General features: G+C 48.7%; 14 protein-coding genes and 2 pseudogenes. 5 read left to right on the top strand and 11 right to left on the bottom strand.

Features of this window, described 5'->3' with window-relative positions; genetic code table 11:
* Positions 1–101: 101 nt before the first annotated feature.
* The 3 genes and pseudogenes from Q0991_RS23070 to folK form a co-directional block, all read right to left on the bottom strand.
* Positions 102–719 (bottom strand): annotated as a pseudogene (locus tag Q0991_RS23070) (leucine-rich repeat domain-containing protein); the annotation flags it as partial.
* A gap of 154 nt (positions 720–873) precedes the next feature.
* Complete coding sequence (locus Q0991_RS23065) at positions 874–1,422, bottom strand: NUDIX hydrolase (RefSeq protein ID WP_299493039.1); 549 nt, start codon at positions 1,420–1,422, stop codon at positions 874–876.
* 29 nt (positions 1,423–1,451) lie between these two features.
* A complete protein-coding gene (gene folK, locus Q0991_RS23060) occupies positions 1,452–1,973 on the bottom strand; it encodes a 2-amino-4-hydroxy-6-hydroxymethyldihydropteridine diphosphokinase (RefSeq protein WP_299493037.1) in 522 nt (173 codons plus the stop codon).
* Between the two features lie 199 nt (positions 1,974–2,172).
* Between folK and btpA the strand changes: the two genes are divergently transcribed.
* Both btpA and Q0991_RS23050 read left to right on the top strand, forming a co-directional pair.
* Entirely contained in the window at positions 2,173–3,021 is an 849-nt protein-coding gene (btpA, locus tag Q0991_RS23055; RefSeq protein WP_299493035.1) for a photosystem I biogenesis protein BtpA, read from the top strand.
* Between the two features lie 20 nt (positions 3,022–3,041).
* A complete protein-coding gene (locus tag Q0991_RS23050; RefSeq protein WP_299493033.1) occupies positions 3,042–3,683 on the top strand; it encodes a CAAX prenyl protease-related protein in 642 nt (213 codons plus the stop codon).
* Positions 3,684–3,744: 61 nt separating this feature from the next.
* Here Q0991_RS23050 and Q0991_RS23045 read toward each other — a convergent pair whose 3' ends face one another.
* From Q0991_RS23045 to Q0991_RS23020, 6 genes are all read right to left on the bottom strand, one after another.
* Positions 3,745–4,353: a cupin domain-containing protein gene (locus tag Q0991_RS23045; protein WP_299493031.1), complete on the bottom strand. Its 609-nt coding sequence runs from the start codon at positions 4,351–4,353 to the stop codon at positions 3,745–3,747.
* Positions 4,354–4,368: 15 nt separating this feature from the next.
* Positions 4,369–4,989, bottom strand: coding sequence for a sigma-70 family RNA polymerase sigma factor (locus Q0991_RS23040; protein ID WP_299493029.1), 621 nt, complete (start codon positions 4,987–4,989; stop codon positions 4,369–4,371).
* Positions 4,990–5,029: 40 nt separating this feature from the next.
* On the bottom strand, positions 5,030–5,266 hold the full coding sequence (locus Q0991_RS23035) for a hypothetical protein (protein ID WP_299493027.1): 237 nt from the start codon (positions 5,264–5,266) through the stop codon (positions 5,030–5,032).
* Positions 5,267–5,533: 267 nt separating this feature from the next.
* Positions 5,534–6,025: an SRPBCC family protein gene (locus Q0991_RS23030; protein WP_299493025.1), complete on the bottom strand. Its 492-nt coding sequence runs from the start codon at positions 6,023–6,025 to the stop codon at positions 5,534–5,536.
* A 245-nt stretch (positions 6,026–6,270) separates the two neighbouring features.
* Entirely contained in the window at positions 6,271–9,045 is a 2,775-nt protein-coding gene (locus tag Q0991_RS23025; RefSeq protein WP_299493023.1) for a DAHL domain-containing protein, read from the bottom strand.
* On the bottom strand, positions 9,045–10,064 hold the full coding sequence (locus Q0991_RS23020; RefSeq protein WP_299493021.1) for a cytochrome-c peroxidase: 1,020 nt from the start codon (positions 10,062–10,064) through the stop codon (positions 9,045–9,047). The genes Q0991_RS23025 and Q0991_RS23020 overlap by 1 nt, the downstream gene beginning before the upstream one ends.
* Before the next feature lie 417 nt (positions 10,065–10,481).
* Between Q0991_RS23020 and Q0991_RS23015 the strand changes: the two genes are divergently transcribed.
* From Q0991_RS23015 to Q0991_RS23010, 3 genes and pseudogenes are all read left to right on the top strand, one after another.
* Positions 10,482–10,937: a Rieske (2Fe-2S) protein gene (locus Q0991_RS23015; RefSeq protein WP_299493019.1), complete on the top strand. Its 456-nt coding sequence runs from the start codon at positions 10,482–10,484 to the stop codon at positions 10,935–10,937.
* A 47-nt stretch (positions 10,938–10,984) separates the two neighbouring features.
* A pseudogene (locus Q0991_RS25325) lies at positions 10,985–11,341 on the top strand (response regulator); the annotation flags it as partial.
* A gap of 159 nt (positions 11,342–11,500) precedes the next feature.
* Entirely contained in the window at positions 11,501–12,826 is a 1,326-nt protein-coding gene (locus Q0991_RS23010) for a response regulator (RefSeq protein WP_366525049.1), read from the top strand.
* Here the strand turns inward: Q0991_RS23010 and hemH are convergent.
* Positions 12,809–13,972 (bottom strand): ferrochelatase, encoded by a 1,164-nt coding sequence (hemH, locus tag Q0991_RS23005; protein ID WP_299493015.1) that lies wholly within the window; start codon positions 13,970–13,972, stop codon positions 12,809–12,811. The two genes, Q0991_RS23010 and hemH, sit on opposite strands and share 18 nt — an antisense overlap.
* A gap of 185 nt (positions 13,973–14,157) precedes the next feature.
* On the bottom strand, positions 14,158–14,313 hold the full coding sequence (thiS, locus tag Q0991_RS23000; RefSeq protein WP_299493041.1) for a sulfur carrier protein ThiS: 156 nt from the start codon (positions 14,311–14,313) through the stop codon (positions 14,158–14,160).
* Position 14,314: the final 1 nt, after the last annotated feature.

Genomic DNA, 14,314 nt, shown 5'->3' with positions numbered 1-14,314 from the left:
AATGCAACTGAAACCCCATAAACGACTCAATTACCAGAGAGGCATGAGGGCGCTATCACTGATTCAGAACACATTGTGAAACCCTTGTCATCCCCAAAGAGGTAAAGCTTTCGCAGATTTGACAGTTGTCCGATCACATCGGGAATCGTCGTCAGTTGATTATCTCTTAGGTTAAGCACTTGCAGGTTTTTTAGTTGTCCGATCACATCGGGAACCATCGTCAGTTGATTCTGAAATAAAATAAGCTTTGATAAGTTTTCCAGTTGTCCGATCGCATCGGGAATCGTGGTCAGTTGATTCTCGGATAGGTAAAGCTCTTGCAGGCTTGCCAGCTGTGCGATCGCATCGGGAATCGTGGTCAGTTGATTCCCGAGTAGGTAAAGCGTTTGCAGGTTTTCCAATTTTCCAATCGCATCGGGAATCGTGGTCAGTTGATTGTTGTATAGGTAAAGCGTTTGCAGGCTTGCCAGTTGTCCAATCGCATCGGGAATCGTCGTCAGTTGATTCCTCTGTAGGTAAAGCTTTTGCAGGTTTGTCAGTTGTCCAATCGCATCGGGAATCGTCGTCAGTTGATTCCTCTGTAGGTCAAGCAATTGCAGGTTTGTCAGTTGTCCAATCGCATCGGGAATCGTGGTTAACTCTAATCTTGATAAATTGAGTGACGTAGATTGTTGCTTCGCCGCCTCTTGAATCCGTCGTTCCGCTTCTTCCCAAGACATACCTTTCTCCCCTACAAGAACCTCGCACTATCCTCAAGAAAATCAGCAGAAAGATCACCTAATAGCTGAATCTAAAGCGAAACTCAGCAATGCACTACGCTTTATCCAATTTTTTTCATAAACACAAATATCTTTGGCGCTTACCGCACCTCAATTAGGCCAACATCGCCCGTGCCATATAAAACCCACAAATCGACTTCGCATCAATCGGCTCTCCCGCCAAAATCGCTTGTTCCAACTCCTCCGAAGTCATCAAAACCGTTTCAATATCCTCATCCTCATCCTGCTCCGGTGGGTTCTCCAACAACTCCAAATCCTGGGCCAAAAACGCATAGATAATCTCATCCGAATATCCCGGCGCCAGAGGGAACTCTCCCAACTTTTGCCACTGATGAGCCCGGTACCCTGTTTCCTCCTCAATTTCTCGCCGAATGGTTACCCCCGGATCTTCATGGACTTCTACCGTACCCGCCGGGAACTCCAATAGCCTTCCTTTCAGGGCAAAACGATACTGCTTGACCAACACAAATTTGCCGTCATTGTTAATTGGCACCGCCATTGCCCCACCCGGATGCCGCACACAAGACCAATCCCCTTCACTGCCATTCGGCAACCGTAGTCGATTCGCTTCAAACGTATACTTGCGACCGTCATAAAACATTAACGGCTTCAGGATTTCGGGCGGTTCTTGGAATAAAGACATGGGTTAGCTGTTAAGGGTGGAGGTCCTGGCTAGTTAGGCAGCCGATGAACGCCTGTATAGTCTACCGCTTTGGCCAGCTCGGCAATGGTTTGCTGTTGCACGGGATGTACCCAGCCTGGACAGATTTCGACCAAGGGGGCCAGCACAAACGCGCGTTCATGCAGAAAGGGATGGGGCACTGTCAGCGTTGGCGTCTGAATGATAACCTGTCCAAACAACAACACATCTAGATCCAGGGTGCGAGGTCCCCAGCGCTCGCGCCGGACTCGTCCAAACTGGGCTTCGATCGCCAATAGCTTCTGAAGCAAGGATTCAGGCGAGTAAGTCGTCAATAAACTGACACAACCATTGAGATAGTCGGGTTGGGGTGGCCCAACGGCTGCGGTTTGATACCAATGGGATTGGGTCAACACCAGGATTTGGGCGTCGTTTTGCAGGGTGGTAATTGCAGCAGAAAGGGTCGCTTTGGGATTGCCTAAATTTCCCCCTAAGGCAACCGCCGATTGCACCCAATTTGATTTTTCTCCGCCCATCTCCGAGCATTCAACCATAGGTGGGTCGATCTTGAGGTCGATCGGTCAGTGAGAACAGTGATTTACAGAATATACATGGTTCCTGGAAGCTGTTATGCTAGACACTCTAGAAGGTTTTGGCTGTGCCAACCGTTTTCTAGTGATTTAGCTAGAATTTTCTAGACTTATTTAATTTTATTTTTCTATAGTCTCCCTACTGAGTTCGACTCAATTATCCGTGGAGTTACAACACATTTTTAAATCCCCGAATCCCATTATTGGCGTTGTCCATCTCCTGCCATTGCCCACCTCCCCGCGTTGGGGCGGAAGTCTCAAGGCTGTTATTGCCAGAGCCGAACAAGAATCCACTGCCCTTGCCGCTGGTGGGGTTGATGGCCTTATTATTGAAAATTTCTTTGATGCCCCCTTTACCAAAGGCACGGTAGACCCAGCGGTGGTGAGTGCCATGAGTTTAGTGGTGCAGCGGGTCAAAAATCTGGTTCCCTTACCCATTGGGATTAACGTACTTCGCAACGATGCCTGTAGCGCGATGGCGATCGCATCTTGTGTCGAAGCCCAGTTTATTCGCGTCAATGTCCTCACTGGCGTGATGGAAACGGATCAAGGACTGATTGAAGGGGAAGCCCACCGTCTCCTGCGCTATCGCCGTGAACTGGGAAGCGACGTCAAAATTTTTGCCGATGTTTTGGTTAAACATGCCCGTCCTTTAGGCGCGCCCAACCTGACCACAACCGTCCATGAAACCATCGAACGGGGCTTGGCTGATGGCATTATTATTTCTGGTTGGGAAACGGGCAGTCCGCCCAATATCGGTGATTTGGAACTCGCAATTGATGCGGCTAAAGATGTTCCTGTCTTTATTGGTAGCGGTGCCAATTGGGAAAACATTCCCAGCCTGATTCAAGCCGCGAACGGTGCCATTGTTTCCAGCTCACTCAAGCGCCATGGTCAAGTGGATCAACCCATTGATCCCATTCGCGTTAGCCGTTTTGTGGAAGCGATGCGCCGTAGCTTAACCCAGCAAGACGCAGCAAATGTGAAATCATCGGTTATGCTCGAGTCATAAATTAAGAGCGCCGTATCAATATGCCGCCTTGGGTTGCCTATGTAGCCCCGATGGCTACGTTTATGCTGATCACTACCCTGGAAGGGCTATGGCCAGGGGCCTATCCTTGGCTCTATGGGGTAAAGGTGATGGTGGTGTCTATACTGCTGGGCATTTTGGCGCGTCCGTGGCACGATGTTCGACCCGGTGGCAAGGTAACCTTGACTGCGATACTAGTCGGTCTCATTGTCTTTGCCGAATGGATTTTGCTCGATCAATGGATTCCTTATCCTCACCTCGGTGAGCGGTTGGGGTACAATCCCTTCGTCAATTTACAGGGCTGGAACCTGCCCGTTTTTCTGGCCTTTCGCTTCTATGGCTTAGTAATTATGGTCCCGATTATGGAGGAGATTTTTTGGCGTTCCTTTCTCCTTCGCTATCTGAGCGTCCCTGAGTTTCAGAAGATTCCCGTGGGCACCTTTACCTGGGGAGCCTTTGCCCTCTCTTGTGTGCTGTTTGGGCTCCTCCATAGCGAGTGGCTGGTGGCCATTATCTGTGCGGTGATTTATACGCTGTTGCTGAAGGTTACCAAGAGTCTTTATGCCTGCATGATTGCCCACAGCACAACCAATTTGGCGTTGGGGATTTATATTCTGACCCATTCAGCTTGGCAATATTGGTAAATGACGCTACCACCCAGGAATTTTGATGGCAAAGTGGGCGACCAGAATCCTGAGGGAACGCTCAAACCAACACTTCATTGTCTACAGACGTTTTGAGAAAGAAGAGACAAGCGGTGACTGACACTGCCTTAGGATGCACTGAATCAGTGTCAGAGCGAATATAGTCTCCTGGGCCGTATAAAGTTTCTCCGATCCTCAATTCTCCTTCTAACATCAAGATCTCTTCAGGGCCAGCATGACGATGAGCAGGGTAGGGGAGTCCGCCTGCGGCAGCTCGAACCAAGCAACTCAGTTCACGAGTGTCACGATCGAGGTGCAATTTTGCCATTTCAAACCCTGAGGCGTTAAAGGGCCGCCATCTCAAGTGATCAAAGTTGAAGTTTTTACCGACATAGGGAACAGAAGGCATCGCCTGGGCGGTGGGGGGCGCTTCTCCAGTCGTTTGGCGAAAGACGCGCTCTTTTAAGCCCGTGGGCAGAGATTGACGAGGGATGGCATAGGGGAGGGTTGCGATCGCAGTTTCATACTCCGCAATTTCTGCAGCTAAATCTGGATCGGTTTGCATCTGAGCTTCTACCCATTGACGCTCAGGGTCTTCCAAACTCCCCAGTACATACAGCGGAGCGAGTTCACAAAAACAGTAGGGTGATTGGGAGTCTTGCTCCGACATGGTTCTTTCCTTTGCTTACCCCAAGTGCGAGAATTGGAGCAGACTACGCAGCTTGCTTAAGCCCAGACGCAGACGGGTTTTGACGGTTCCTAATGTTTTACCCGTCGCGGCCCCGATCTCACTGTAAGTTAATCCTTGGAAGTATGCCAGTTCTAAGGCTTGACGTTGTTCCATCGGCAATTGTTCGAGGGCATCACTCACCCGTTCTCGACGTTCAGCGATGTACAGACTTTCCTCTGGGGTAAGAGAGGATTCAGGAGCACTATAGAGTTGGCAGGTGGAAGCATGCACCGCTTTTGTTTGTCGCTGTCTAGTCCGTAAACGATCCAATGAACGACTCCGGGTTAATAGAAATAGCCAGGCATCCACAGAGCCTCGTTCGGGTTGGTATTTCTGAGGATTTTGCCAAACTTGAACAAAGACATCTAGAATCACTTCTTCAGCTTCTTCTCTAACCCCTAAGATACGAAAAGCAAGGTTATATAGAATGGAGGCATAGCAGTCATAGAGTATCGATAGAGCATTCTCTTCTCGCTGGGTAATTTGCTGAATCAGCAACACCTCATTTCGCGGATGATTAACAGTCATCACATAGGATGGAATTAAGTTGGTATTGGCTTGTTGGTTCGCGCGCAAAAACCAACAAGCGACTTAAACAATGCCTAGGACGTAGAAATTAGCAAAAGCCAAGGATGCAGCGCCTTTGCATTTCGGTGGGACCGTCTTTTTTATATACTGCCACTGGTTCATCATCGTATCTCTGAACTGGTCCACCCAATGAACGTTTTTGCAGTTGATAGCCTCCACTAATTGCTGCTTGCTGTTCATCATCGATGGGTACCCAAAGCTCATTGGGCTCAGGCAACATCTCATCTTGAATGTTGTTTTGGGTGTGAATCATATTAATCGCCATATGAGTTTCCTCCACTATTTGTCAATGCGATAGCAGTGTACAGATAGTCAACGGGGCTCAACGCCTTCAAGATGGGTTCGGGTTGATTGGCGCTCTAGTAAGGTATACGCTCACACGAATCAAATCGGATCTATGGCGAGCAAAGTTTTTTCTAGAATTCAGAGAGCTGGGTGGGGTGACGGGTGAATCTTGATCGGGGCAGTCTAACGTTCTCCGCCAAGGAGAAGCTGGCATATCGCTCTAAGTTTGGCAGCAGGAGATTGAAGATCAAACCGCTGGGTTGTGAATATAAACCGCTAAATCCTTTACGGCTTGCTGAAACATCTGCTCGTAGGAGTTGAGTAGCCATGGACTTCCCAAACGGAGCCAAAATGAGGGTTCCAAGCAAACGGTATAGGTCAATTGACTGCGATTCTCGCCCAGTGGGATTAGTCGATACTCTTCAACCAATGCCTTCGCGAGGGGCAAGCTCATACTAGTCAGGTAGAATGCAAAACGTTTATCCTGCTCCCAAACAAAGAAAAATTCTTCTACGGTTATGGTTGTGAGTTTGACTGTGCGGGTTGTGCCTACGCCATAGGGCTTAGGGTGATGCCACTCCACTTGCACAATTTCTTTAAACCAATGGGGCCAAGCCTCGGCGTTCTCCAAAATGCTAAACACCTGAGCGGGGGAAGCATTCAGTTCGACTTCATTGATGAACTTAATCGGAGCCTTATTCAAAAACTCTAGCCCGACGGGCCGACAGTTGAATTTCATAATCCATTCCTTATTTGCAATATCGAAAGACTTTGACATCAACTGATCAGGTATACGCTGCCCTATCCACCGTTGGATCTGTGCTGAAGTTTCCAATGCCGACGAATTTACTAATCTCCGAGGGCAGCTATGTTCGGTTTGGCAGGGGATTCCACTCAAGGGATAAGGCTGACAAAACAGCCCAATGAAGGCTGATCCATGCATTGGGCTGAAATGAGATGTAAAAGGGCTGAGCGTAGAATAGACTAGCTGCCTGCGGCAACCTCGATAAAGTCTTGCACCTCTTCCAGTAAAATTTCACGATCCAACTGGCCTTTTTGGTGAATGCTCTGAACGGCATCTCCCAGTTCGAGTCGTTCGCTAGCAGTCAGGTCTTTGGCCGAAATAACAATCACGGGTATGCTTTGCCATTCTGGTTTTTGCCGCAGCACTTTGAGGAACTCGAATCCATCCATTTCTGGCATCATCAGATCCAAGAAAATTAAATCGGGGACACCATGGGTGCCCAGAATCTCAAGGGCTTGTTTGCCATTTCCTGCTGTTTTGTGGGGCCATTGTTCTCGTTCTAAGAGACGACCTAGCATTTCTTGCGACGGCAGATCGTCCTCAATCACCAGCATCCAGTTGTGATCGGCTGTTCCAACATATTTATCCAGCAGTTCAAGTAGTCGTTTTCGCTGCAAGGGCTTGGTCAAGAAGTCGGTGGCCCCTAATGAGAAACCGACTTTTTCGGCATCGACCATCGTCATCATAATGACGGGGATATCGGCTAGTTTTGGATTGCCTTTAAGATTCAAAAGGACTGACCAGCCGTCTACTTCTGGCATCAGCACATCCAGAATAATCATGTCAGGCATCATTTCTTCAGCCAGTTTTAACCCTTCTAGGCCAGAAGGAGTCACCACGGCCTTATACCCAGCATTTGTCAAAAACCGTTGCGTTAATTCCCGGGCATGTTCATCATCGTCAATCACGAGTACTGTACCGCCGGGCTGTTCTTCAAGGGCAGTTGGCAGTGCCATTTTACTCGGTGAGGCGTCTGACCGGGCGGACTCTGTCGATGTGGGTGCTACTTGGCGAGGAAGATGAATCGTAAACTCAGTGCCGTATCCATACTGACTGGTGACTGAAATATGACCGCCCATCATCTCTATAAATTGTTTGGTAATGGTGAGACCCAGCCCAGTTCCCCCATATTTTCGGGTCGTCGAAGCATCAGCTTGGGTAAAGGCTTTGAACACTTTTTCCAACTGTTCTGGGGTCATGCCAATTCCGGTGTCCTTAATGCTAAAGACCACTTCTTCACCGGCGTCCTCAGAAACGGTAAGGCTAATATTGCCGGATTCAGTAAACTTACAGGCGTTGCTCAGCAAGTTGTATAGACTCTGCCGAACTTTCGTTTGGTCGGCATATAGCGTCCCAATGTCTTTGGGGCACTCCAGAGTAATGGTGTTGCTTTGCTTCTCGGCAATGGGCTGTAGGGTGGTGGCAATGGTGTTGACCATCGGTGCGATCGCAAAGGATTCTAGGTAGAGATCCATCCGTCCGGCTTCGACCTTGGACAGATCGAGCACGGCATTAATCAACTCCAGCAAGTGCTTGGCCGACCCAGAAATTTTCTGTAAATCGGGGACAAAATCGTCTTGTCCCATATCTTCGGCATCTTCTTCCAGCATTTCGCTGTAACCAATAATGGCGTTGAGGGGCGTGCGCAGTTCGTGGCTCATATTCGCCAGGAATTCACTCTTACTCTTATTAGCCTCTTCCGCTTTTTCCCGCGCCTCTTCAGCGGCTTCCATACTGGAGGCCAGCTGAGCCGTGCGGGCTTTGACCCGAGTTTCCAGCTCTTGGTTCATTTGTTTGAGGCTGGCTTCCGCCTCCTTACGAATCGTCACATCCTGGAGGAACAGAGAAAGACCATCGACGCTGGGATAGACCCGAATTTCCAACCACATTTGGTTGGGGGGATAGAACACTTCAAAGGCGGTCTTTTGCTTTTCCTGTAGGGCTTGTCGATACTCACTGAGATGATCAGCCCCCAGAATATCCGGAAAGCTTTGCCAGAAATCTTGATTGAGGAGTTGTTGGGAATCCGCTTGCAGAATCTCAGCGGCTTTCTCGTTGATATAGGTGATTTGCCATTGGGGATTGAGGGCGACAAACGCATCCGTCAAACTGCTGAGGATACCAGAGACCCGCTCGTTGGAGCGGCGTTGTTGCTGAATGACCCAATAGGCACCGCCACTTATTAGGACGAGCAGGCAGCCAAAGCTGAGGAGTCGAAACAGATCTGCGGTTTGGGTCGCGGCATCATATTGATGGGTATAAGCCGTTTCTAAGGTGCTGATGGCTTTGGCCGTTGGCAGTTTGAGAATATCACGGGTGATGGCATCCACCTGGGGCTTATACGCCAGAATCATCCGAGTATGGGCAATGGCCAGTTGGATACCCTGGGAAGACTTTCTGGCCTCAAGTTCAGCAATCTGGGATTTAATCTGAGGGACAAGATCTTCATCTGAGGACAAGCTGTACAGCAAGACGTTATCCAACAGGCTTTCTACCTGAAGCGCCTCAACACCAGACAGACCCTTGGCAGAGCCTTGGCGAATCTCCTTCACTAGCTCAGGCAAGTAGGTCAACGAGTTTTTGAGGATCGCATTCTTGGATTTGAAGGACTCAACGAGTTCTTCCTTTTGGGTAAAAATCTGACCGTTATCACTGAGCTGAGCGGTGATTGTTTGGGAGTTGCCGACAAAATCCGGCACTTGCTTCAGATTCTTCTGTAGGGCCAACTGCTCTGACATCGCCCGCACCAGCGGATCGTAGGAGGTCAGTAGGGCATAGCGGGCCTTGAGCACACTTTGGTTAACCGTGGCATCTTTGTCCAACTGTTGAGCCATTAAGGTCCGATAGTCTTGATGCTGTTGATTATCAACCGATAAACTTTTGGTGACGAGACCGCCAAATAAGAGAAGTGCTCCGGAAGCCCCGAGGAGGCCAAGTAATTTTTGTTTCTGCATTAGGCGACCTCTTTAATCTCACCGTTGAGGGTATTTAGGAATTGGATCATCAGGTCAACATCCTCTTGGGTGGCGTCGCGGCCGAGCTGATATTTGACCATAATTTTGACGGCTTCATCGAGGGTTTTAGCAGACCCATCATGAAAATAGGGGGCCGTTAAAGCGATATTGCGTAAGCTGGGCACCTTGAACATATAGCGATCATCTTCTTTGCCCGTGACGTTGTATCGTCCCAGATCCGCTTTGGTTTCGTTGCCACGATCCTTGATGTAGTCGCCAAAGACACCAAATTTTTGGTACATATTGCCGCCGAGCAGCACACCTTGGTGGCAGGCTACACAGCCATAGCCTTTAAAGCGTCGATAGCCTTCTTTCTCGTCTGGGGTTAAGGCGTTGGCATTGCCCCGGAGGAATTGATCAAATTTCGAATTGGGGGTGTAGAGGGAGCGTTCGAAGGTTGCGATAGCATCTTTGATATGCTCTGCTGAGATATCACTGTCATAGAGCTGGTTAAAGGCATTCACATACTCAGGAGACTGCTTAAGCTTGCCAATAATTTCTGGCCAGCTCGACCCCATTTCGTTGTCAGCATGAACTGGCCCTTCAATTTGCTCTTCCAAGGACGAGGCTCGGCCATCCCAAAATTGCTTGAAGTGAAAGCTGTTATTGAAGACAGTGGGTGAATTGATGGCACCCACTTGACCATTAATACCAATGGAGACCGGTAGGCGATCGGTGCCACCCATCGTCAAATCATGGCAGCTAGCACAGGAAATATTGTTGGTTTTAGACAGTTTTGGATCATGGAACAACTGCTTGCCGAGAACCACTTTTTCCATGTTCAAAGACACTTGCAGCGGGATCGGTTCGATGGGTTCATCCCCAGCAGCGGTAATCGGCGGTCCCAGCTTAGCAATTACAGGTTGCTCAGTCAGCTGTGCCAGTTGTAATGACAGTAGTGATGCCACTGCGAACAAAACAATCAATACCAGATGGCGTTTTTTAAACAGTCTGTTCACACCCAAGACCCTCCTGGAGATAGCATTTCTCTGATCGTTGATGCATTTTTTACATAAGTCTTAAAAAAGACCTTTGAGAACAGTAGGTGCCCTCGGCCTCCAATCCTTAGTTTGCCCAAATATTAGCCTCTCTCAACAATATATTTGTAAACAAAAATATCGCAAAGACAGAGATTAACGCGAGAGAAGCTGATAATCAGAAATAAACTCAAAAAATTAAAATATCCTGTGTAAATCAATGCTTTACGCCTATTTTTAACCATTTATCATCATCAAGTAAAAGGTTTTGAAGTTCAGTTTGCAGCATTCAAATGGGCAAACTAATTCTAGTCTGCGTGCGCTGGTTCCCTAAATTTTTTCTAGGAAAACTCCCGTCAGCTAGTAAACTATTGTGGACTCATTCCTTAAGATTTCAGTATGAACCGTCGAAAAGTTTTGTCATGGTTGACCTTGAGTTGGATTTCAGGAATCCTATCGGCTTTGGTTGGAGCTTGTAGTACAAAACAATCTTCAACGTCCACACCCCCAGCCCCTAGCGCCGAAACGACCCAAGATGGATTTATCAAGGTTGGACAGGTTAAAGACTTAGATCGGAATGGTCGACTCCTGCAAACGTTCTCCGGGGACCAAAAAGTCTTAGTTGTTCGGGATCCGAAGACCACCGATACCCTCCACGCCCTCAACCCGATTTGCACCCATCGGCGTTGCCCTGTGGATTGGCAGCAGGACTCTCAAAATATTTTTTGTGCTTGTCATGGATCAACCTATCAACCAGATGGAGCAGTTGTTAAAGGACCTGCATCTGACCCTCTAGAGAGCTATGACATCAAGGTAGAAGGGGATGCCATTTGGGTTAAATCGCAAGCCAGTTAAGCTATCCCACGACCAATACACCTCGCGGATCAAAAAGGTTAATATTGATGCCGAAAATCCTATTAGTTGAAGACAATGAACTGAATCGCGATATGCTGGGGCGTCGATTGAAGCGTCGAGGGTATGACGTAGTCATTGCAATTGATGGAGGCGAGGGGGTCACTAAAGCGATATCAGAGCAACCCGATCTCATCCTAATGGACATGAGTTTGCCAGTCATGAATGGCTGGGAAGCCACCAAAATCCTCAAATCTGGGAGCCAGACTGCTTCAATTCCGATTATTGCCCTCACTGCCCATGCCATGGTTGGCGATCGCGAAGAAGCTTTAGCCGCTGGTTGTGACGACTACGACACCAAACCGGTCGATCTCAAACGACTGCTCCAGAAAATAGAGGCACTGTTGCAAGCAGTGCCCGAACAGTCAAGGCCGCTGGAAGCGGTGGCAAAAGCGACAGCCCGCACTACTGTTGAACCCCCTGCAGCTCCGCCTGCAGAGCAGCTCGTTATCGCCGCGCCTCAACCCACTCCATCAGTGCCCCATCCAGCAGCAGAACGTGAGGTCATGCCCCGGGTTGTCAGCCCCCCTGCTCCCCTGCCCTCTCCTCCCCCAACGCATACCTTGGCGCCAACGACTTTAAAACTATTGGTGGTTGATGATGTCGAGGCCAACCGGGATATGTTAGGTCGCCGGCTACAGCGCAAGGGATACGACGTGGCCTTAGCAGATAGCGGTGAAGCAGCATTGGAACTGATTGCCACCACTGATATTGCTCTGGTCTTGCTGGATATTATGATGCCAGGCATGGGAGGGATTGAGACCCTCAAGCGCATCCGGCAAACCTATTCTCAGGAACAGCTGCCCGTGATTATGGCAACGGCTAAAGACGCGAGTGAAGATGTGGTGGAAGCGCTGGAATTGGGGGCCAACGATTACATCACGAAACCGATTGATTTACCTGTAGCCCTCGCTCGTATTCAAAGCCACCTGAAAACGCGTGAAGCTTCAGCGATGGCTCGACAGCAGCTATTGGCATCAACTATTGCTGCCGCCCCGAAGCCCAGCTTCTGGGATAAGCACTTTCGCTTGGTTGAGGTTATCAGTCAGCATGCCTTCGGACAGATTGCGATCGCACAAGATCTGCAAGATCCCGAAAAACCACAGCGAATCATTCATACGTATCGTTTAGACACCAATAGTCCAGAAATCCTGAATGCTGTTGAAGCGCTATTTTTAACCGAAATGGCCACTCTAAAACAGCTTCCTCCCCACCCACAATGTCTGCCTGTGCTCAGCTTCTTACAAGATGGTGAAGTTTTTCATGTGGTTCATGACTATCTTAAAGGGACCGTTTTAAGCAAGGAGTTAGAAGCCCAAGCTTCCATCAATCCCAGAATGGCCTGCAAATTTGCAGATGAGCTATTAACCATTGTTGAGGTACTGCATCAGGCAGATTTTGTCCATACTCATCCGCATCCTGATTGTTTCTTGCAACCCTCGGAGAAAGGTAAAAAATTAGTCTTGATCGACTATGGTGTGATTCCCCGCATCCTCAGTAAACTGAGCCTTCAATATCCTCAATATAAACAGCTCCTTCTGGAGCAAGGAGATTCTGTCGCACCTGAGATGAGTTTTGGTACCTTTAAACCTGAAACCGATCAATATGTCATTGGCAAACTTTTTATGCAAGCCCTGCAACAATCAGATCCAGGAGCGAATCCACAACTTGCAGAGCTACATGAGGCAACCCTTCAGATCTTTGCCAAAATGTGCCAATTTAATATCCAAGAGCGGTACCCTACGCTATATGATGCCAACCGGGCCGTTCGGAACCATTGGCATCAATTGTGGAAAGTAGAGTTATCCCACAAGCTAGAGCAACCCCGCTAAATGGAGCGGGCCATAGCCACTAATTAACTCCACTAATAGGGCAATAAAACCAATCATTGCAAATCGACCATTCCAGCGTTCAGCCGTGGTCGTCATCCCCCATTCCCAACGCTCTTGGGGATAAAGTTTAATCTTTTTCTGCGGTCGAAAGACTTGGGAAAAATCGAGAAAGGGCTGGTCTAAATATTCAAGCACCATGGTGCTCAGGGTCTCGATAAAGTCAGGATTGGTATTTACGGCAGGCATACGCCGGAAATTCTCAATTCCTGATTCCAGCGCCAAATGTCGATATTCCATATCGATTTCCTGCAGGGTTTCAATATGCTCAGAGATAAAGCTAATGGGCACCACCACTAGATCCTTGACCCCCTGCTGACCTAAATGGGCAATCACATTTGTGGTGTAAGGACGGAGCCATTCCATGGGTCCGACCCGACTCTGATAGGCCAGGATATGGGGGTTGGGTCGTTCTAGCGTCTCCATAATTAGTTGGGTACTCGTCTCAATCTCTTGCTGATAGGGATCTCCTGATTCGGTCACATAGCTGAGGGGGACCCCATGAGCACTGAAAAAGATCGTTGTGTGATCGGGATCTGAAAACTGATCAAGCTCCTTGCGCAAAAAGTCAGCCATGACCTGCACATAGCCCGGGCGATCATGCCAAGAAGAGATAACGGTATACTTGATGTCTTGCAATTCTGGATCCTCAGCCCAGATCTTCTCCAACAACCGGATACTCGACCCACTCGTACTGATCGAGAACTGGGGATACAACGGCAGGATCACCAGTTCTTCAATCCGATCTCGCTTAATCCGGTCAATGGCTTCTTCCGTAAAGGGATGCCAGTACCGCATGCCAATATAAACCTGAGCGTCGCACCCTTTGGCCTGTAGATCATCCTGGAGGGCGTGAGCCTGAGCTTCCGTAATTCGGCGGAGGGGGGAGCCCCCCCCAATTTGCCGATAGTTGTCCCGAGAGGTCCGGGCTCGCAGGGTGGAAATAAAGCCCGCAAAAGGCTTTTGCATCCAGGCAAACGGCAATCGCAAAATTTCAGGATCCGCAAACAGGTTATACAAAAAAGGACGGACATCCTTTAGCTGCTCTGGTCCCCCAAGATTCAGTAGTAGAACACCAACACGGCCCATAACCTGATGATTGCCTTTGTTAAACTCTGTAACTTATTTTAACAACATTGCCTAGGGAAAACATTGACAAATGACCAATGTCTCTGATACAGCCTTACAGCTTGAGCAAAACTGATTGGAAAAGACGCCAAGACAACGTTCGAACTTAGAATCGTTGTCCAAAACTACAGTGGGGATGGGGAGGATTAACCGCCACCCACGATCGTTACGATTTCTAAGCGATCTCCCCGCTGCAAGTGGGTTGTTTCCCAAAACTGTCGATGCAGAATTTCGCCATTGTATTCTACCGCCACGAGGCGAGGATTGAGGTTTAACTGTACCAGAAAATCTGGCAATAACATG

The organism is Acaryochloris sp. IP29b_bin.137, from assembly GCF_028285745.1.
Lineage (GTDB): Bacteria > Cyanobacteriota > Cyanobacteriia > Thermosynechococcales > Thermosynechococcaceae > Acaryochloris.
This window is presented reverse-complemented; position numbering and strand designations above follow the sequence as displayed.